This is a genomic window from Paraburkholderia sp. BR10141, from assembly GCF_056155635.1.
In genome coordinates, this window is sequence record NZ_JBMIQH010000039.1 from 14,967 (window position 1) to 34,159 (window position 19,193).

At 64.6% G+C, this 19,193-nt stretch carries 19 protein-coding genes; 9 read left to right on the plus strand and 10 right to left on the minus strand.

Annotation, left to right across the window (positions count from 1 at the left end; genetic code table 11):
* Nucleotides 1-31: 31 nt before the first annotated feature.
* The gene (locus ACOJB8_RS34535) at nt 32-820 is read right to left on the minus strand and encodes a sulfite exporter TauE/SafE family protein (protein WP_069267734.1); all 789 of its coding nucleotides are present in this window, start codon (nt 818-820) and stop codon (nt 32-34) included.
* Between the two features lie 323 nt (nt 821-1,143).
* On the opposite strand from ACOJB8_RS34535, the gene rarD reads away from it, so the two are divergent.
* Nucleotides 1,144-2,031, plus strand: a complete 888-nt coding sequence (gene rarD / locus ACOJB8_RS34540) for an EamA family transporter RarD (protein WP_342947740.1) — start codon at nt 1,144-1,146, stop codon at nt 2,029-2,031.
* A 169-nt stretch (nt 2,032-2,200) separates the two neighbouring features.
* Nucleotides 2,201-2,581: a DUF5594 family protein gene (locus ACOJB8_RS34545; RefSeq protein WP_069267732.1), complete on the plus strand. Its 381-nt coding sequence runs from the start codon at nt 2,201-2,203 to the stop codon at nt 2,579-2,581.
* Between the two features lie 24 nt (nt 2,582-2,605).
* Here the strand turns inward: ACOJB8_RS34545 and ACOJB8_RS34550 are convergent, their stop codons facing one another.
* From ACOJB8_RS34550 to ACOJB8_RS34565, 4 genes are read right to left on the minus strand one after another with little or no spacing between them, the layout of a single operon-like run.
* Entirely contained in the window at nt 2,606-4,222 is a 1,617-nt protein-coding gene (locus ACOJB8_RS34550) for a bifunctional protein tyrosine phosphatase family protein/NAD(P)/FAD-dependent oxidoreductase (RefSeq protein ID WP_475016645.1), read from the minus strand.
* Between the two features lie 40 nt (nt 4,223-4,262).
* Nucleotides 4,263-4,715: a YeeE/YedE family protein gene (locus tag ACOJB8_RS34555; RefSeq protein ID WP_069267731.1), complete on the minus strand. Its 453-nt coding sequence runs from the start codon at nt 4,713-4,715 to the stop codon at nt 4,263-4,265.
* Nucleotide 4,716: 1 nt separating this feature from the next.
* Nucleotides 4,717-5,151: a YeeE/YedE family protein gene (locus ACOJB8_RS34560; protein ID WP_475016646.1), complete on the minus strand. Its 435-nt coding sequence runs from the start codon at nt 5,149-5,151 to the stop codon at nt 4,717-4,719.
* Nucleotides 5,148-5,483, minus strand: coding sequence for an ArsR/SmtB family transcription factor (locus ACOJB8_RS34565; protein ID WP_028202089.1), 336 nt, complete (start codon nt 5,481-5,483; stop codon nt 5,148-5,150). The genes ACOJB8_RS34560 and ACOJB8_RS34565 overlap by 4 nt, the downstream gene beginning before the upstream one ends.
* A 116-nt stretch (nt 5,484-5,599) precedes the next feature.
* Here ACOJB8_RS34565 and ACOJB8_RS34570 point away from each other — a divergent pair, with 116 nt between their 5' ends.
* Nucleotides 5,600-6,487 (plus strand): MBL fold metallo-hydrolase, encoded by an 888-nt coding sequence (locus tag ACOJB8_RS34570; RefSeq protein WP_475016648.1) that lies wholly within the window; start codon nt 5,600-5,602, stop codon nt 6,485-6,487.
* Between the two features lie 81 nt (nt 6,488-6,568).
* Here the strand turns inward: ACOJB8_RS34570 and ACOJB8_RS34575 are convergent, their stop codons facing one another.
* Nucleotides 6,569-7,765, minus strand: a complete 1,197-nt coding sequence (locus tag ACOJB8_RS34575) for an acyltransferase family protein (RefSeq protein ID WP_475016650.1) — start codon at nt 7,763-7,765, stop codon at nt 6,569-6,571.
* A gap of 176 nt (nt 7,766-7,941) precedes the next feature.
* Here ACOJB8_RS34575 and ACOJB8_RS34580 point away from each other — a divergent pair, with 176 nt between their 5' ends.
* Nucleotides 7,942-8,910: a quinone oxidoreductase family protein gene (locus ACOJB8_RS34580; protein WP_406953142.1), complete on the plus strand. Its 969-nt coding sequence runs from the start codon at nt 7,942-7,944 to the stop codon at nt 8,908-8,910.
* Between the two features lie 28 nt (nt 8,911-8,938).
* Entirely contained in the window at nt 8,939-9,115 is a 177-nt protein-coding gene (locus ACOJB8_RS34585) for a DUF1427 family protein (RefSeq protein WP_342947748.1), read from the plus strand.
* 70 nt (nt 9,116-9,185) lie between these two features.
* Here the strand turns inward: ACOJB8_RS34585 and ACOJB8_RS34590 are convergent, their stop codons facing one another.
* A complete protein-coding gene (locus ACOJB8_RS34590) occupies nt 9,186-9,641 on the minus strand; it encodes a host attachment protein (protein ID WP_028202093.1) in 456 nt (151 codons plus the stop codon).
* A gap of 306 nt (nt 9,642-9,947) precedes the next feature.
* Between ACOJB8_RS34590 and ACOJB8_RS34595 the strand changes: the two genes are divergently transcribed.
* Nucleotides 9,948-10,640: a pyridoxamine 5'-phosphate oxidase family protein gene (locus tag ACOJB8_RS34595; RefSeq protein WP_368683798.1), complete on the plus strand. Its 693-nt coding sequence runs from the start codon at nt 9,948-9,950 to the stop codon at nt 10,638-10,640.
* 35 nt (nt 10,641-10,675) lie between these two features.
* Here the strand turns inward: ACOJB8_RS34595 and ACOJB8_RS34600 are convergent, their stop codons facing one another.
* The 3 genes from ACOJB8_RS34600 to ACOJB8_RS34610 form a co-directional block, all read right to left on the minus strand.
* The gene (locus ACOJB8_RS34600; RefSeq protein WP_069267714.1) at nt 10,676-10,810 is read right to left on the minus strand and encodes an entericidin A/B family lipoprotein; all 135 of its coding nucleotides are present in this window, start codon (nt 10,808-10,810) and stop codon (nt 10,676-10,678) included.
* 159 nt (nt 10,811-10,969) lie between these two features.
* The gene (locus ACOJB8_RS34605; RefSeq protein WP_069267713.1) at nt 10,970-12,073 is read right to left on the minus strand and encodes an MraY family glycosyltransferase; all 1,104 of its coding nucleotides are present in this window, start codon (nt 12,071-12,073) and stop codon (nt 10,970-10,972) included.
* A 90-nt stretch (nt 12,074-12,163) separates the two neighbouring features.
* Nucleotides 12,164-13,369: a calcium-binding protein gene (locus tag ACOJB8_RS34610; protein WP_475016653.1), complete on the minus strand. Its 1,206-nt coding sequence runs from the start codon at nt 13,367-13,369 to the stop codon at nt 12,164-12,166.
* Nucleotides 13,370-14,124: 755 nt separating this feature from the next.
* On the opposite strand from ACOJB8_RS34610, the gene ACOJB8_RS34615 reads away from it, so the two are divergent.
* The 3 genes from ACOJB8_RS34615 (at nt 14,125) to ACOJB8_RS34625 (ending at nt 18,914) form a co-directional block, all read left to right on the plus strand.
* Nucleotides 14,125-15,231 (plus strand): sugar transferase, encoded by a 1,107-nt coding sequence (locus ACOJB8_RS34615; RefSeq protein WP_368603924.1) that lies wholly within the window; start codon nt 14,125-14,127, stop codon nt 15,229-15,231.
* Between the two features lie 277 nt (nt 15,232-15,508).
* Nucleotides 15,509-16,603 (plus strand): polysaccharide biosynthesis/export family protein, encoded by a 1,095-nt coding sequence (locus ACOJB8_RS34620; protein ID WP_475016655.1) that lies wholly within the window; start codon nt 15,509-15,511, stop codon nt 16,601-16,603.
* 112 nt (nt 16,604-16,715) lie between these two features.
* Nucleotides 16,716-18,914, plus strand: a complete 2,199-nt coding sequence (locus ACOJB8_RS34625) for a GNVR domain-containing protein (protein ID WP_475016657.1) — start codon at nt 16,716-16,718, stop codon at nt 18,912-18,914.
* Nucleotides 18,915-19,193 lie beyond the last annotated feature (279 nt).

Below are 19,193 nucleotides of genomic sequence, written 5' to 3' on the forward strand. Positions count from 1 at the left end.
AGGTGCGCGGCGGGCGCGGCGTGTGCCGCATTCAGGAGAGCACGAGCCGCACGCCCACGAGCGAGAGTGTCGCGGCGAGCAGCACGCGCAGCAGCTTTTCGGGAGCCTTGGTGGACAGCAGGCTACCGATCGCGATGCCGGGCAGCGAGCCGCACAGGAGCGAAAGCAGCATGTGCCAGTCGATCGAACCGAGCAGCCAGTGGCCGGCGCCCGCGAGGAGCGTGAGCGGCACGGCGTGCGCGACATCGGAGCCGACGATGCGCACCGTGGGCAGCGCGGGATAGAGCAGGAGCAGTACAGTCACGCCGATGGCGCCCGCGCCCACCGAGGTGAGCGAGACGAGCGCGCCGAGCACCGCGCCCGTGAGGATCGTGAAAAAGAGCGTGCGCGCTTCGCCCGGCTCATGCCGGTGGCGCGAGGCGAACGCGGCGAGCTGCGGGCGGAAAATGAGCGCCACGGCCGTAATGAGCAGCGCCGCCCCCAGCACGGCCTGGATCAGATGCCCCGCGCGCGGCGTGTCCATGCCATAGCGGTGCAGCAGGATCAGCGTGATCGTCGCGGCGGGCACGCTGCCGGCCGCGAGCCGCAGCGTCACCCGCCAGTCCACCGAACCCTTGAGCCCGTGCACGAGCGTGCCCGCGGACTTCGTCGCGGCCGCATAGAGCAGGTCGGTGCCGACTGCCGTGGCCGGGTGCACGTTGAAGACGAGGACCAGGATCGGCGTCATCAGCGAGCCGCCACCCACACCGGTCAGGCCGACCAGAAATCCGACGAACAGGCCGGACAGCGAATACAGCAGATCGATATGGGGGAAGGACATCGCGCGCGAAGAGGCCGGTTCAGGGGGCTACGCCGTCGCCTGCCGTGTCGAGAACAGCGCGCGCCGTAAGCGGCGCGTCAGGCTGGACAACGGCCAGGGCTGGCGGCGAAAATCCGCTATTGTCGCAAAACCGGCGGCTTGGCGCTGGGTTAAGCGAAATCGGACGCGTTGCGCCTGGCTTTCAATTACCTTGACTCCGTCCCACTGGCAGGATGCGGGCCAGATGCCGGCTCGCAACTTCACGTGCCGTGAGCGTCCTTCGCGCGCAGGCACGTGCCGAACAGCGCCGCGCAGCCCTGGCGCCACCATAACCAAAACCCGACATGAATCCCGGCATCCTCTACGCGTTCGCTGCATTCGTTCTTTGGGGGCTCTTCCCCATCTACTTCAAGACGCTGCATCAGATCCCCGCACTCGAAATGCTCGCGCACCGCATGGCGTGGTCGCTCGTGTTCGTGATCGCCGTGCTCGTCGTGCGCCGTCACTGGCGATGGCTTGGGCCCACGCTGCGCGACCGTCGCCTGCTCGGGCGCTTCGTGGCGAGCGCCGTGCTGCTCTCGGCCAACTGGGGCATCTATATCTGGTCCGTCAATGCCGGGCACATCGTCGAGGCGAGCCTCGGCTACTTCATCAATCCGCTCATCAACGTGTTGTTCGGCTATGCGTTCCTGCGCGAACGCCTGCGCCCACTGCAATGGGCCGCTGTGGCGCTGGCCACCGCGGGCGTCGTGTGGCTCACCTGGCAGAACGGTGCACCGCCCTGGATCAGTCTTGCGCTCGCCGTGACCTTCGGCGGCTACGGGCTTTTGCGCAAGACCGCGCAGCTCGGCGCGCTCGAAGGCCTCGCGCTCGAAACCGTGCTGCTCTTTCCCGTTGCGGTCGTTTATCTGACGATCGTGGGTCTCGCCGGCGCGAGCCACTTCACGCATGCCTCGCGCGGGCTGCAACTGCTGCTCGCGGCCTCCGGCCCGATCACGGCGGTCCCGCTGCTTCTCTTCGGCGCGGCCGCGCGGCGCATTCCGCTGTCGATGCTCGGTCTGATCCAGTACGTCACGCCCACGCTGCAGTTGCTCACCGGCGTGCTCATTTACGGAGAGCCGTTCGGCGCGGTGCGCGCCGTGGGTTACGGCGCGATCTGGCTTGCGCTCGGCGTGTATTCGCTCGAAGGCGTGCGCAGTCTCGTGGCTGAACGGGAGCGCCGCGCGGCGTGAGGGGCTGAGTGGTGCTGCCCTGTCGGGCATTGGCTGACCTGCCGGCGGCGCGGTAGGATGCCAGCACAATGCGCTGCGAGGTCGCGGCGAATCGCGTGCCGGTTGCGCGATCCAGTCGTGACCGGCAGTGCCTGAATCCGCAGCCAATCCTCAGTGGAGTGCCCCGCGCATGAGTATCGAAGCCGTCCGCCGGTTCGAGGAAGAATTCGCACCGCGCATTGCGGCGAAGCTGGCGAAACAGTTCGGCCCTTCGGTGCACGTCGATGTCGTGCCCAACGCCGGGCACGGCCACCCTACGCGCGTGCGCCTGCGCGGCGTCGCGAACGAGCACCGGCATCCGTATGTGTATCCGCTGAACGTCTCGCTGACCTGGGACACCGAGGAGATCGAGCGCCTCATGGAGCCCGGCGGCGAAGCGCGCTTCGAGCACTACCTTGAAGCGACCGGGCGCAAGCTTGCGTCATGGGAGTCGGCGCGCTCTGTCGATTTTGCTTCGCGCACGCAAGGCGAGCCCGAGGTGCTGCTAGGCGGGCTCGATTTCGAGGGCTAAGCGCGCCTTGGCCCTCGAGGTTCATCAGCCGCGCGCAGCCCGCGTGAGCCACTCGCGGCCCTTGAGCATGCCCCACCAGTAGAAGCTCGGCAGCACACTCGCCTTGAGCAGCCACATGAGGCGGCGGGGGCGCGTGGGGTCGAGCGGGAAGGTAGGCAAGAGACGCCCGCCATAACCGAACTCGGCCAGCACGACTTTGCCCTTCTCCACGGTGAGCGGGCACGAGCCGTAACCGTCGTAGCGATACGCCAGCGGTGCGCCCGCACGCGCGGCGAGCAGGTTCTCGGCCACGATCACGGCCTGCTTGCGCGCGGCCGCGCCGGTCTTGGCGTTCGGTGCCGAGCACACGTCGCCGAGCGAGAACACGTTCGGATAGCGCGGATGCTGGAGCGTGGCGTGATCGACTTCGCACCAGCCGGCTTCGTCGGCGAGCTGGCTGTCGCGGATGAAGTCGGGCGCGACCTGCGGCGGCACGGCGTGCAGCATGTCGAAGCGCTTCTCCACACGCGTGACGTTGCCGTTCGCATCTTTGACCTCGAAGGTGGCGATACGCGCCGGGCCGTCTACGGCCACGAGATTCGACGAGAACGCGAGGTTCGCGTTGTAGCGCTTCACGTACTCCATGAGCGGCGGCACGAAGGTCGCCACGCCGAACAGCACGGCGCCCGCGAGATTGAACTCCACGTTGACCTGGCCGAGTACACCCTGGCGTCGCCAGTGGTCGCACGCGAGGTACATGGCCTTTTGCGGTGCGCCCGCGCACTTGATCGGCATGCCGGGCTGACTGAAGAGCGCGGTGCCGCTCTTCATCTGCTGCACGAGCTGCCAGGTGTAGGGCGCGAGGTCGTAGCGATAGTTCGAGGTCACGCCGTTCTTGCCGAGCGTTTCCGTGAGGCCCGCAATGCGCTCCCACGCGAGCCGCAGTCCCGGCGCGACGATGAGCTGGCGGTAGGCCACGCGCACGCCGCTGTCGAGCTGCACGACGTTCGCGTCCGGCTCGACGCGCGTGGCGGCCGCACGGAACCACTTCACGCCGGCGGGGATGACGCTCGCCATGGGCCGGCGCGTTTTTGTCACGTCGTATGCACCGCCGCCGACCAGCGTCCACGCGGGCTGATAGTCGTGGTGATCGCTCGGCTCGACGATGGCGATCTTCAGGTTCGGCTCGCGGCGCAACAGGCTCGCGGTGACGGCGATGCCCGCCGTGCCGCCGCCGATCACGACGACGTCCCAGGTTTCGCCTTCCCACGCGCAGGCCGCCGTCGCGGCGCGCGCGGCATTCGCGGCTTGCGCGGCCCGAGTGGGCGCGCCTTGCTGCGCGAGCCGATAGAGGCTCGTGGCGCGGTTGCCGCTGCGGCAGTACGCGAGCACGGGGCCGGGCAGGTCGATCAGCAACTGGGCGAAGCGCGCAGCGTCTTCGGCGGTGATCTGGCCGGGCGTTACCGGCAGATACGCGAACTGCAGACCGAGCTGCGAGGCCGCGGCGCGCAGCGCCTGCGACGTGGGTTGCGAGTCGCCGCCCTCGCCATCGGGCCGGTTGCAGATGATCGAGCGATAGCCCGCCGCCTGGATGGCGGCGAGGTCGTCGGGCGTGATCTGGTCGGCGCTCCCGAAGCGCGCGTCGTGTTGCGTGATTTGCATGTAATTTTTGTCCCGAGGCTGGTGCGGCGTAGTGCTGCTTTTATTGCGGTTTGGTATGGATCGATGCGGCTTCTTGCGAGCGGCGGCGCTGCTCCAGCACGGCGAAAATTGCCATGCCCGCGAGCATGGCGGCGACGAAGAGCCAGGCGCGCGGCTGGCCGCCGCCCGCGGCGACGAGCGCGGGGCCGGGGCAGAAGCCCGCGAGCCCCCAGCCCGCGCCGAACAGCAAGGCGCCGCCAACCAGTCGGCCATCAATTCGACGCGACGTGGGCAGCTGAATCGGGGCGCCAGCGAGGCTCGACGCACGCCGGCGCGCGAGCCAGAAGGCGGGCGCGGCGAGGGCGATGGCGCCTGCCATCACGAAGGCAAGCGACGGGTCCCAATTTCCGGCGAGATCGAGAAAGCCGAGCACCTTGGCCGGGTTGGCCATGCCCGAGACGAGCAAGCCGATGCCGAACAGCAGACCGCACGCGAATGCGCTGAGTTTTCGCATCTCAGCCTCCGATCAGGTGACGCACGGCGAACACGGTGGCGAAGCCCGCCGCCATGAACGCGCCCGTGGCAACGAACGAGCGGCGCGAACCGCGCGCGATCCCGCACACGCCGTGGCCGCTCGTGCAGCCCGAGCCGTAACGCGTGCCGATGCCGACCAGCAGGCCCGCCACGACGAGCGTGAACGCAGACGCATCGATCTGCATGGCCGGAAGCGCTGCGCGCAGCCGCCACAGCAAGGGGGCGGCAACGAGGCCGATGACGAACGCGGCATTCACGCCGCGCTCGCCGCCCGAGCCCGGCAGCAACCCACCGAGCAAGCCGCTGATCCCGGCGATGCGCCCGTTCACGAGCACGAAAAGCGCGGCGGCCGCGCCGATCATCAGGCCGCCCGCCAACGAGGCGTAGGGCGTGAAGTGAGCGAGGTCGAGACTCATGCCGGATGGACCTTGAGCCGCCCGCAATAGAGGCTCGAGAGCGTCTGCATGACCTGAATGACTTCGGGGCTCGCGAGGCGGTAGTAGATGTATTTGCCTTCGCGGCGCGTATCGACGAGACCTTCGTCGCGCAGCTTGCCGAGGTGCTGCGAAAGGCTCGGCTGATGCACGCCCACCAGCTCCTCGAGCTCGCCGACGTTGCGCTCGCCTTCGGTGAGCTGGCAAAGCAGCAGGAGACGGTCTTCGTGGGCAAGCGCCTTGAGCAGTGCGCAGCACTTTTCGGCGGATTCGCGCAGGGCCGCGAGCGCTTCGGGAGTGAGTGGTGAGTTCATGGGTCGCCTCGTGGGACGAGGTAGCAAGTCAATGCGCCAGATTATACTTTGTCTAAAAACATTATATAAATTTATAATATGTGTTTCAATAGAGGGTCATCTTTGCGGAGTCGTTGATGTCCCACCCAGCCCAGCTACCCACACCCGAGCCCACCGTCGAGCCCTTTTTCGACCCCGTCACGGCCACGGTCACCTACGTCGTGCACGCCGGGCGCGGCAGCGCCTGCGCGATCGTCGACCCGGTGCTCGACTACGATCCGAAATCGGGCCGCACCTCCACGGAATCGGCCGATCGCGTGATCGCGTTCGTGCGCGACTACGAGCTTCGCGTCGAGTGGCTGCTGGAAACGCACGCGCATGCCGATCATCTCTCGGCGGCACCGTATCTGAAGGCGCAGCTGGGCGGGCGCATTGCCATTGGCGAGCACATTCGCGACGTGCAGGGTGTATTTAGCGCGGTGTTCAATCTCGCCGAGACGCTCAGCCCGGACGGCAGTCAGTTCGACGTGCTGTTCCAGGACGGCGAGACATTCCGGGTCGGCGCTTTGGAGGCGCGCGCGCTACACGTGCCCGGCCACACGCCTGCCGATCTCGCGTATCAGATCGGCAACGCCGTGTTCGTGGGCGACACGCTTTTCATGCCCGACGTGGGCTCGGCGCGCTGCGACTTTCCGGGCGGCGACGCGCACACGCTTTACCGTTCGGCGCGCAAGCTGCTCGATCTGCCGGGCGACACGCGCCTCTTCATGTGCCACGACTATCCGCCGGCTTCGCGCGGGCCGTGTTTCGAGACCACGGTGAGCGCGCAGCGCAGCGGCAATATCCACCTGAACGAGACTGTGAGCGAAGAGGCGTTCGTGCAGATGCGCACCGCGCGCGACCGCACGCTCGCCATGCCGAATCTGATCCTGCCGTCGATCCAGGTGAATATCCGCGCGGGTCGCCTGCCGGAGCCCGAAGCCAACGGCGTGCGTTATCTGAAGATTCCGATTAACGCACTTTGAATATGTGCGGCGTGAGTTCCGCTAAGTGCCTCTGGGAGCGCGGGAAAACGTCGCTTGCTGCCCGCGCGCTTCGCTGTTCAGTTAGCAGTGAGCGTCCTCGTTGACTGGCAAGTTGCCGGCCGGTTCCTCCTGCAAGCCTGTGCCTGCATCGCTCGCGCCGGCAGCGCGCGATCTGCGCAACCGTATGGCCGGCACAGCGTGCAACAGACGACGCGCGCGCCTATGCAGCGGCCAGTCGACGAACTGGTAGAGCGCGGCGCCCATCGCCGTAGCCACGATCATCGTGAGCACCACCCCGAGCGGCGCAGTCGGATCAAAGCCGCCGAGAGCGCCCGGCAGCAGCTTGCGCGCAGCTTCCACACAGTATGGATGGCTCAGATAGATGGCATAGCTCGCATCGCCGATGAATATGGCTGCGCGTGTCAACGAGCCCGAGCCCATCGCCGGTTCCAGGCTCAGTGTGCAGCCGATCAGTACGAAAGCCGGCAGGCCGTAGTAAAGCAGCGGTGCGTTGGAAAGGTTGTGCCAGTTGATGTAGGCCATCCACGCATAGGCCGCTACCGCGATGCACCCCGCAAGCGGCAGCTTGATTCGGACTCCGGATTTCCAGATCTGGTAGGCCATGAAGCCGAGCGGGAACTCGAATAAACGCTGATTCGCATAGAACGCGGTGAATACGCCGTGCGAGTTCGATGCCTTCGCCGCGCAAAAGATCGCAAGGATCAGCGCAGAAGTGAACAGCAGGCGGCGACGGCGCACCAGCATCAACGAAACGGCTGTGACCACGTAAAACAACATTTCGTAGTTCAGCGTCCAGCCGACGAACAACATCGGGAATATCTGGCCGCTTTCCTTGCGATAGGGAATAAAAAAGAGCGACTTCAGCAGATTCCCGAGGTCCGCTGTGGTCGAATTCAACAACTCCGGCGCAATGAGTGCCCCGGCGAATACACCGAACGTCAACACCCAATACAGCGGCACGATGCGGGCAACGCGGTCCGCGAGAAAGCGCTGTGTGGTCAAATTCGGGTTGTCCAGCACGAGGGCGATGACGAAACCGCTTATCACGAAGAAAATGTCGACGCCGAATTCACCGAGCGTATGTCCAGTCGGCGACATGATGTGAAAGAAGATGACCGTTGTCGCTGCAACAGCGCGCAGCACGGTAAGAGACTTTAGCTTTTGCATGGTGGATGCGCGGTCTGCGCGTTCGCCAATGGCGCGCGGGACGGATGCTCTGCGTTTGATCGAGGCTATTCTGACATCGCCAAAACGCACGCGTGTGCGTAGTTTTGTGTGTGACCGTACACAAGTCAGCAATTAGTTAAAGAGTTACCTTGTCCGAAATTCGAAAGCGTCTGTCCACACGACCGGCCTGCAGCAAACTACATTGACAGTTCGATAACGCGTTCGCGTAAGGCGTTGCGCAAAAACTGATTGCACGGAGTCCCGCCATGAAAGCCATCCAGTTCAGGACCTTCGGCAAGCCCGAGGTGCTCGAGTATCTCGATCTGCCCACGCCCGCGCCAAAGGCCGGCAGCGCGCTCGTGCAGGTGCGCGCCGCCTCGGTCAACCCGAGCGATGTGAAGAACGTCGCCGGCCATTTCGAGCACACGGTGCCCCCGCGCGTCCCGGGGCGCGACTTCAGTGGCGTGGTGGTGGCTGGCCCCGCGGAGTGGCTCGGCGCCGAGGTCTGGGGCACGGGCGGCGACATCGGCTTCACGCGCGACGGCACGCATGCCGAGTTCATCGAGGTGCCCGAGGCTGCGCTCGTACGCAAGCCCGCGGCGCTCTCGCACGCGCAGGCCGCGTCGATTGGCGTGAACTTCGTCGTGGCGTGGCTGGGCACCGTCGATTACGCGCGCCTCGCCGAGGGTGAGACGATCGCCGTGATCGGCGTGTCGGGCGGGGTCGGCGGCGCGGTTACGCAGATCGCGAAGGCGCGCGGCGCGCGCGTGATCGGCGTGGGCCGCGAGGCGCCGCTTGCCGGCTCGCCGGCCGCGCGTCTCATCGACGCCTTCGTTCCCATGAACGAGCACACCGCCGAGCGCGTGCGCGAACTGACGGATGGCGCAGGCGCGGACGTGGTCTACGACGCCGTGGGCGGCGTGGCGTTCGAACTGGCGCTCTCGCTTGCGAAGCGGCGTGGCCGCGTGGTCGAGATCAGCGCGACGGGCAAGCGGCGCGTGGAGTTCGACCTGATCGACTTCTATCACAACGAGACGCAGCTGCTCGGCGCCGATAGCGCGAAGCTCGGCGTAGCCGAATCCGCGCCGCTCATGCGCGCGATTGCCGAAGCGTTCGACGCGGGCCAGTTCGAGCCGCCCGTCGTGGCTGCGCACTTTCCGCTCGCGCGGGCACGCGAAGCCTACGAGGCGGTCGCGGCGGGCACGCCGGGGCGCGTCGTGATCGACATGGCGTGAGCGCCCGAAGAACGAACAGGAGATAGAGATGAAGGCCTATCTGGTGTCGTTCGCGGTCGGCGCGCTCGCGGGCCTGCTCTACAACGTGCTGCAGGTGAAGTCGCCCGCGCCGCCGACCATCGCGCTCGTCGGGCTGCTCGGCATGCTGGCGGGCGAGAACGTCATCGGCGTCGTGCGCGCATGCGTCGCGCATCTGGCGGGGTGAGCGGGGCAATCCTCACTCACCGCACCGGATATCGCCTTGCGGCGCGGATTTTACCGACTGACGGGCTGGCTCACGCGCCGGCCCGCACGAGCCGCTCAGGCAAGCGCGTGCGCAGTTCACGTGCGTCGAGCGCCGCGAGATCCTTGTCGAGTTCGAGCGTGACGAGGCTGCGCGTTTGTGCGTCGATTGCCTTGCGCAACGCACCGAGGAACGCGGGCGGCGCCGCGAGGACCAGCGTGCCGTAGCGCGCGTCGTTGCGGGCCTTCGCGAGCGTCGTCGCGATCTCGGCCGCGAACACGGTGGCTTCGTGGTCGTGCTGGCTGGTGTCGGGATCGGTCGCGCTGCGGCCGAAGCCGACGCGGTCGGTGGTGCGCCCCGGCTTGTCGGTCACGAGGTTCTCGTCCGACATGCGGCCTTGCAGATGGAGCAGCGTCTCGACCTCGTCGATGGCACCCAGCGGGCTTTCGGCGGCGAAAATGCGCGCGGTCACACGGTTGGCGACAACAATCCAGATCGTTTTCGACATGTTCGACTCCCTGCCATGGCACCCGGCGCATGCGGCCGCCGGGCGGTTGAGTGGACTCGGGCCTCGCGGCGTAAACGTCAAGGGTAGCGCGCTTCGGGCCGCACGGCACGGGAAGTGCCGCCACGCTCGTCGGCGCACCGCTGGCGCTCGCGCGGGACGCGAAAGTGTCGCAACAGCGAGCCGCGTGCCCGCAGGCCGCTTGCCCTCCCAGAATTCGGAAGGATGATTCTTGCTGGCGGTGGATTATCTTTTTCTGTGCAAGCGCCTAGCCTTTAGACTCCGCAGCGCGCTGCACAGGAGTCCGCCATGAGCCCGAACGACTCGACCGCCTCGACCGCCGATCGCATCCTCCGTTATCCGAGCGACATCGCCTTCACGCCGACGGTCAAGGCGATGCAGGAGCGCCTGGGTTCGCGCGAGCTCTATGCGAGCGTGGAGCGCGATCACGCCTGGGGCGTGGCGCTCACGCCCAAAATCCAGGAATTCATCGCCGCGCAAACGAGCGTATTCCTCGGCACCGCGAATACCGAAGGGCAGCCGTACATCCAGCATCGCGGCGGCCCGGCGGGCTTTCTGCATGTGGTGGACGAGCACACCATTGCCTTCGCGGATTTCATCGGCAACCAGCAATACATCACGCTCGGCAACCTCACCGATAACCCGAAGGCGCATTTGTTCGTCATCGACTATGCGCGGCGGCGGCGCGTGAAGATTTGGGGCCGCGCGCGCGTCGTCGAAGACCCGGCGCTGGTCGAGGAATTGATGCCTGCGGGCTACAAGGCGCGCGCCGAGCGGGTGATCGTCTTCACGGTGCACGCGTGGGACATGAACTGCCCGCAGCACATTCCGCAGCGCTTTGAGGCCGCGGACGTGAAGGCCGCGTTAGACGAGCGCGACGCGCGCGTACGCGAACTGGAGGAGGCCGCCGCGCAACGCGAGGCCCGCGTACGGGAACTGGAAGCGGAAGTCGCGCGGCTGCGCGAGGGCGCCGCAGTGTGAGCGGGTGCTCGCACCGCGATTCACGCGCAGGCGGCTTACTTCGCCTTTTCCGCCGAATTGGTGATGGCCTGACCGCCCTTCGAAAGGTCCTCACCCGCGCCTGCGATGGTGTTGCAGGCGGCGAGTGTCACAGCGAAAAGTGCAAGCGCAAACGCGAGATAACGGGTCATCCTGGCTCTCCCTGAATCGAATAGGCGGCAAATAAGCGTCGAATGGAAGCGGCGGCGGGCATGGAGAATGCGCGCCGTCCTTCCTTTCAATTCTACGCGCGAAGCGGGGACACATGCGCCGAGGCTGCGCGCCGACGCGTGCGTGACATCGAGCCGTTCTCAGCGCTTGCGCGTCCTGCGCACGACGAGCCACTTGGGCGATCGAAAGCGCACGATGCTCACATAGAGCCAGACATAGGTGAGCGCGAACAGTACGACGAAACAGAACAGATGGAGCGTGTGGCGCCAGAACAGCGTGGCCGGAATCACGGCGATCAGGCAGAGCAGCCACAGGTAGGGCGAAGTGAGCGAATTGCGCCGCGTGAGTTCTCGAGCATTGCGCGCGCCCACGACCCAACGCATGAGACGCTTGTACACGAGCATGTGCAGGTGCACGCCGTCGGGGATGCCGGGCGACATGCCGCGCACGAACTTCTTCCGGTAGATCGAGAAACATGTCTCGAAGATCGGATACATGAAGAGCAGCACCGGATACCAGGCCGACACATCGCGGTTGCGCATGACGAGCAGGATCGACAGCTCGGCGAGCATGAAGCCGATGAAATACGCGCCACCGTCGCCGAGAAAGATCAGGCCGGCGGGGAAATTCCACATGAAAAAGCCCAGCACCGCGCCCATCATGATGAACGACGCGGAGAGCACCACGGGGTCGTGCACCTGGAAGGCTACGTAGGCGAGCGAGGCGAACATCATGAACGCGACCATCGAGGCGAGGCCGTTGAAGCCGTCGATGATGTTGATCGCGTTGGCGAGCGCGGCGACCGCGAGCACGGTGATGACGAATGAAATTGCGGCGTAGGAAAGCAGAAAATCGAGCGGCGGCACGCTGATGCGCGTGACCGCGATGCCGAGGAACCAGAACGCGAGCGCGGCGGCGGCCATCGTGCACAGGAGGCGCGCAAGCGGCGAGACGCGCTTGGTCAGGTCTTCGATGAGCCCCGAACCGAACGCCGGCAACCCGCACGCGACAATCCCGAGTATGCCGCCGGAGACGGCCGGATACGCCCCGTGCAACTGCGCGGCCGCCACGATCAGCCCCGCGAGGATGCCCGTTCCGCCGATGCGCGGCACGGGACGCACGTGGAATTTCTGCACGCCGACGAGATCGGAATCGACGGAAAACCTTTCATGCAGATGCGCGTAACGCACGATCAGCAGCGTGACCAGCAAGGAAACGAGAAAGCCGAGGGCAAAACTGAGCATGAAAGGAAACCGCGACCGGAAGAAGGAATGCGCGATTATACAAAGGCGGACAGGCTGCCCGCCCCGAACCTCTTGCGGCCGGCGCCGCGCTCAGGTTCCCGGCGCGTTCGCGGGTGTGACTTCGAGCAGGATGACGTGGTCGGGTACTTCCACGGTGAGTTGGCGCACGTCGCGATGGATTTTGCGCGGCTCCGCTGAAGCGAGCGGATCGTAAAGCTCGACGCGTTTTGCTGTTTCGCCAAAGTCGAGATCGACGCGCGCGGGCGGGCTGGTGAGCGGCTTTCCTGTCGCACGGTCCCAGATGAGCGTTTCGTTCCAGAGCACCAGCACGAAGCGGCCATCCTTTTTCTGCAGCAGCAGACTATTCGCCGATTGCGGCATATCCGAAAGCGTATAGGCGAGCGTGTTGCTCGCCGCTGCGCTTGCGCGCCGTGAGATGTTGGCGTTCAGGATCGACGTGAGATTGCGAATGGCATAGGCCACCGGCTTAGGACTGTTGTCGTTGCGAAAGAGCCCGTAGTGCATTTCATCGTTCTTGTGCGCCGGATCGGGCTTTTGGTCGAGCAGTTCATAAACATAGAGCCGCTTCACGCCCGCCGACGCCGCATCCATATAACCGTTGAGAATGCCCTTGGCCTGCGTGTCCTCGTCGACGCCGAGCATGTACCAACCCGCTTGCGGCAATGAAAAGTAGCCGAACTCGGTGATGACGAGCGGCAACTGAAATCTCTGGCCCAGGTGAATCGCCGCAAGCATCCACTTGTCGCCGTTCGCGTTCCAGAGGGGCTGCTCGCCGTTTTGCGGGTAGACATGCTGATTCGCAAAGTCGGCCGAAGCTGCACGCGTCTCGACTGACTTGGGGTCGAAGCCGGTCGCGTCGTATACGGGCACTGCTTTGAGCTCCGGCATGCCGTGTACGCGTGCGTAGAGGTCGCGCTGCACAGCGAGCCCGGCTGCAGCGCCGGTCAGCCCCTGGTAAGCGACTGGAAAGTTGTTGAGTTCGTTGGGGCCTTCGATGGCCGCAACGCTGCCGGGCACCTCGGTATTCAACTGCGCGACCTGCCCGATGTGTTTCTCGAAGTCCGCGCCCATCAGGAAGTTGAATTTCACCCCGCGCTGCGCGAGATAGACATAGCTGGAGAACGGGATGGAAGAGCCGGGCGGGTAGTCGCGGACGTGGTGAATACCGAGCCACGCCATATCGTCGGCGACGTTGTGCACGTTGACGTACGCGCCGTCGGTATAGCTGACGTGGGTGTCGACAGCGAGCGTCTGGAGGAATTCGTCGGCTGGCATGGCGTGCACAGCGTCGCTCGCGTGCACCGCCGATACACATGCGAGTGCGCAGATACCTGCCGCCAGGCTTTCAATGGTACGTATGCCGAACGGCCAGGTCCGTTTCGCGTGTCTCGCGTCTCGCGAACGGGCGGTATCGGTGGGCAGACGATGGGTGCTTCCTGCGGAATGCATCACGGCGTATTCCTCGCGTGGAGCGGTTGCCGGCTACCGATTACGCGCGCTTGCTCGCTCCACGCCGGCATTTTCAATTGGCTTACCCCGGTTGGAGGCGCAGCCAGAAAGCATTTTGCCGTGTCATTGGCCACTTCATGTGTGCGACGGCGAACGGATAGGCACTCCGCGGGAGACTAGATTCCGTCTATCACAGATGTCGCGATCAGATAATGAAAATAGAGTCGATTGTCGCGATCTCCAGGGTAAACATTAAGGAATCCTTTATATCAATCAGGCGAACCGGGTCCGAGAGCCGTTGCGTTATGTGCGGTTGCGCACATAACGCAACGCTCGCATTGTGACTTGCAGAGCGTCCCCAGCGCGGTTCGCATCATGAGGCAGCGGCGATCGGAAACTGTTGGTGGGATTGCGCACGGTTCCTGCGTCGCTCGCGCCGTAATGTGTTGTCGTGGGTTATCGGGGCAGGCGGCACGTGACGTAGGGATCGCCTGAGACGGGGATTTCCGTGCGTTCGCCGATGGCGGACGACTGCCAGCCCATGAATGTCTGACGAACACGACACGCACTGGGGTAGGGAAATGTCAGAGTTAACGCAACGGTCAGAGTTTGCGCAACGTACGGTCGACATCGTGCTGCAACGTACGGTCGATGTCGTGCTGATCGTGCTGGGCGCCATTTGCGCCGTACACCTGAATCTGAATTCCGGACAGGTGGCCGAGGTGCATCACCCCGATCCCACGCTGGTGGCATTTTGCGCGGCACTCGCGCTCTCGGTCTTTCCCGCTTGCGGGACCTATGGCACGCGCGGCAGCCGGTCGCTTTTCAGCGTCGCGGGCCGCACGGCGTTCGCCTGGCTCGCGGTGCAGCTTTGCGGACTCGTGCTGCTTTATGCGATTCATCACGATCATCTGCTGGCGTTGCCGTGGTTCATGTACTGGACACTGACGACGGGTATTTCGCTGTTGCTGTCGCACACGCTGTTCTTTTCGGAATTCAGCGTGCTGCGAGTGACCCGTGAATGGTGGCGCGGGGAAGCTTACGAAATCGGTTCGCGCGACAAGGTTCGCAGCGCTGTCATCGGGCACGCCTTGAAACGCGTCTTTGACATTGTGGCGGCAGTGAGCGCGATCGTGCTGCTCTCGCCGCTGCTCGCCGTGCTCGCGCTGCTGGTCAAGCGCGATGGCGGTCCGGCGCTGTACGGCCATACGCGCGTAGGCCGCCATGGCAAGAAATTCCGCTGTCTCAAGTTCCGGTCGATGGTGGTGAACTCGGAGCAGGTGCTCAAGGATCTGCTCGAGCGTGACCCCGAAGCCCGCGCGGAATGGGAGCGTGAATTCAAGCTCAAGAACGACGTGCGCGTAACGCGGATCGGCCACTTTCTGCGCCGCTCGAGCCTCGATGAACTGCCGCAGCTCTGGAACGTCCTGCGCGGCCAGATGAGTTTTGTCGGCCCGCGCCCGATCATCGACCAGGAGCTGGAGCGCTATGGCGAGGCGAGAAAGTACTACCTGATGGCCACGCCGGGTATCACGGGTCTGTGGCAGGTGAGCGGACGCAACGATATCGACTACGCGACGCGCGTTCTGCTCGACGTTTCCTATGTGGAGAACTGGACCTTCCGGAAGGACATCGGGATTCTGTTCAAGACGTTTTTTGTCGTGATTCGCGGAACTGGCGCGTATTGAGCTGCGAGCGAGCCGAAAAAGAGGGTGAAAGCGGGCTGCAAACGTGTTAGCACGAGACGCGGTTGACATATCAGGTATCCGGTTCACACGGCATGACCCGGGACGCATGTAACGGATTGGGGGTGTTGCGATGGGACTGATTGCGATGAACTGGATCGGGAGTGCGCACGCGCGTGTCGGGCGGGATTTTGGACTCGCGGGCGCGCTGCGCCGCGGGGCTGCGTGCGCCGTTTGCCTGGCGCTCACGGCGCTGAGCGGCTGTGCTCTGGCGCCGGGCATGACCTACTCTTCCGGAGCGGCGGGCTCCACGGCGAACCCGGGTGCCGTTGCGGCATCTGGCGCAGCGGTGCCTGATAGCGTGGCGGCCAAGGGAATCGCTGGTGCACCGACCGGTACGCTCGTCGAGATCACGAGGGACCTCGTCGACAAGGAGGCCGCGGCGCGGCCCAAGGGCATTCCGGCAGACGTGCAGCAGATGTTCGCCAAAGCCACGCCGTATGAAATCGGCCCCGGCGATATTCTCACCATCGTCGTCTGGGATCACCCCGAACTCAACCTGCCCGCGGGCGGCGGCGGCGGCGACGGTCCTTCGGGCGCCAGTTCGGTTGCGTCCGGCTACACCGTCGATAACAACGGCTTTATTCAGTATGCCTATATTGGTCCGCTGAAAGTCGCGGGTCTTTCGGAAATGGGTGTGCGCGACATCCTCGCGGAGAAGCTCGCGAAATACGTGCGCCAGCCGCAGATCACCGTGCGCATCGAAACCTATCGCAGCAAGCGCGTGTATCTCGACGGCGAGGTCAAGACGCCGGGCGTGCAGGTGCTCAACGACCGGCCGATGACGTTGCCCGAGGCGATCAATCGGGCCGGCGGCTTCACGAGCAATGCCGACCGCTCGCATGTGTCAGTGACCCGTGGAGACACCACAGTGGATATCGATATGCCGGCGATGATCCGCAAGGGGTTCAATCCCGATCGGATCGTGCTACACGATGGTGACCTTGTGCGGATCTTCGCGCAGACGGACAGCAAGGTTTTCGTGGTCGGCGAGGTCGAGCGTCCTGGCGGCGTGATGTTCAATAACGGACGCATGTCGCTGAACGAGGCACTTGGCAATGCGGGAGGGATCAACCAGTCGTCGGGCGACGCCTCGCAGGTGTATGTCGTGCGTGGACGCGATACCAGCCAGCCGACCGTGTTCCATCTCGACGCGAGCAGCGCGTCGGCAATGGCCACGGCCGATTCGTTCGAGCTCAAGCCCAACGATGTCGTATTCGTCGATACGTCTACTCTCGTGAAGTGGAGCCGTGTCATCAGCCTGATTTTGCCGACGACCCAGGCCGCTGCGACGAGCCGAGCGATTGGATACTGATGCGTACATGAACGATATAAACCACACGAACCGCGTCGATCGACCTGTTCGCTTTCGGGGGCACAAGATGAATAACCGCGACTATCTTCTTGAAGGGCCTGCGGAGACGATCATGCCGATCGCCCCCGACGGCGGTCATATGGGCAATATGCTGGACACGCTTTACGCGGGCCGCAAGACGATTCTGATCGTTACGCTGATCTTTACGCTTATCGGCACCCTCTACGCGGTACTGGCGTCCCCCGTCTATCAATCGGACATGCTCATTCAGGTGGAGGAGAGCCCGAACGGTGCAAAATCGGCGCTGGCCGATCTTTCCTCCCAGTTCGCGGTCAAGACCCAGGCATCGGCGGAAATGGAGGTATTGCGTTCGCGGATGGTCGTGTCGTCCGCCGTGGATGCGACCAAGCTCTATATCAAGGCGACCCCACGCTATTTCCCCGTGGTGGGCCGCTGGGCTGCGCGACATCTGAGCCTCGGCAACTGGTCGGGATGGGGCGGTTACGCCTGGGGCGACGAGGCGATCGAGGTCACGCAATTCGACGTGCCGACGCGCCTCCAAGGCAGACCGTTTGTCTTGACCTACCGGGGCGAGGGAGCCTACACGCTCGAGGGGGGCGGCATCACGCTCGAAGGCAAAGTGGGAGAAGCGCTGCACGCGCCGACGGTGGGTGGCGCCATCGACCTCGTCGTCGGCAGGATCGACGGGCAGCCGGGCACGGTCTTCAACGTGATGCGCCTGTCCGAACTGAGCGCGATCCAGGGGCTGCAGACGGCAATCGCCATTACGGAAAAGGGCAAGGAATCCGATGTCATCGGCGTTGCGCTGGATGGCGAAGACCCGGTACTCACCAGCAACATTCTCAACGCGGTCGGCAACGAATACATCCGGCAGAACGCTCAGCGCACGCAGGAAGAAGCGCAAAAGCAGATTGCCTTCCTCGACCGTCAGTTGCCTCTGCTCAAGGCCCAGCTGGAGAAAGCCGAGGACGAGTTCAACGCATTCCGCTCGGCGCACGGCGCCGTCAATCTGGATGCCGAAGCTTCGGCACTGTTGCAGAGTTCGGCGCTGGCGCAGCAGCGTATCGCCGATCTACAACAGCAACGCGCGCAGGCGATGGCCCGTTTCACCGACGACAACCCGGCTCTCGTCGCCATCAATGGGCAACTGGCCGAAGCGCAGAAGTCGCTGGAACACCTGGCCGGCCAGACTCGCGCCCTGCCGCCGGTGGAGCAAGAGGTCGTGCGCCTGCAGCGGGAAGTGACCGTCGATACGAACATCTACACGAATCTCTTGAACAACCGCGAGCAGCTGCGTCTGATCAAGGCAGGCCGCGTGTCGAATGTCCGCATGATCGACGCCGCGGTGCCGCCTGAAGGACCGATTCGGCCGAAGCGAGCCATTATCGTGGTCGCGGCCGTGTTCACCGGCTTGTTTGCCGGCGCCGCGCTCGTGCTGCTGCGTCAGAGGCTCAACCGCGGCGTCTCCGTCGTGGACGAGATCGAAGCGGGCACCGGGCTGGCAGTCTTCGCGGCCGTACCGCGCAGCCGCATTCAGCATTCGCTTGCGCGCCGTTTGCCGTACGGCGCGCCGGGTGCGAACACGGTGCTCGCGCATACGGCCGTTTTCGACCCGGCGGTCGAGAGCCTGCGCAGCTTCCGCACCGCGCTCGAGCATTCGCTGGAGGACGCGGATAATCGTGTCGTGCTGCTGGCAGGGCCGACACCGATGGTCGGCAAGTCGTTCGTCTCGGTCAATCTGGCCGCCGTATTCGGTGCGTCTGGCAAGCGTGTGCTCCTGATCGACGCGGATCTGCGGCGCGGCTCGCTGAACCAGCATATGGCGGTGCCGAGCATGCCGGGCGTCACCAACATCTTTGAACCCTGCCAGAGCTACGACCACGTGGTGAATCGCGACGTGATGCCGGGCGTCGACTTCGTTGCGACCGGGGGTTATGTCACCAATGCCAGCGAGCTGCTGCAAAAAGATGCTTTCCGGAACTTCGTGGCGTGGGCCAATTCGACGTATGAGCTCGTGCTGATCGACGCGCCGCCGATTTTGCCGGTGGCCGACGCCGGGATCATCGGAAGATTGGCGGGCACCGTGTTCGTGATCGCGCGCCAGGGCGCGACGAGCGTGAGCGATCTGCGCGAGTCCGTGCGTCGCTTCGAACAGGTTGGCGTGCCGATTCGCGGCGTGATCTTCAATGACATGACATCGCGTCCGGGGCGCTATGGCAATGAATATGCCGCGTACGGCTATTCGAGCTACGGCTTTGCCAAGGATACGGGGAGCACCAAGGCGGAGTAGCGCACTGCGAGGTGTGCAAAATCGCCCGATCTTTTCGTCGATGACTGCGCCGCGGTCCATCGAATTGCCAGTCAAGCGGCGCCTCATGGGCTGGAGCGAATTCGCCCTGCTTCAGCCCGCTTCACCGGCGGCAGTGTGATTGTCCGCCCGCATGAGGCGCGAACTCATCACGCGCTTCAGTCGTCCGTGACTTGACCGTATCCGTCAATCGCATTAGCGGCGACTTTCCATCGCAATTCGCCACCGACTCTCCGGGACCGGCTTCGGATGCGTGAGTTG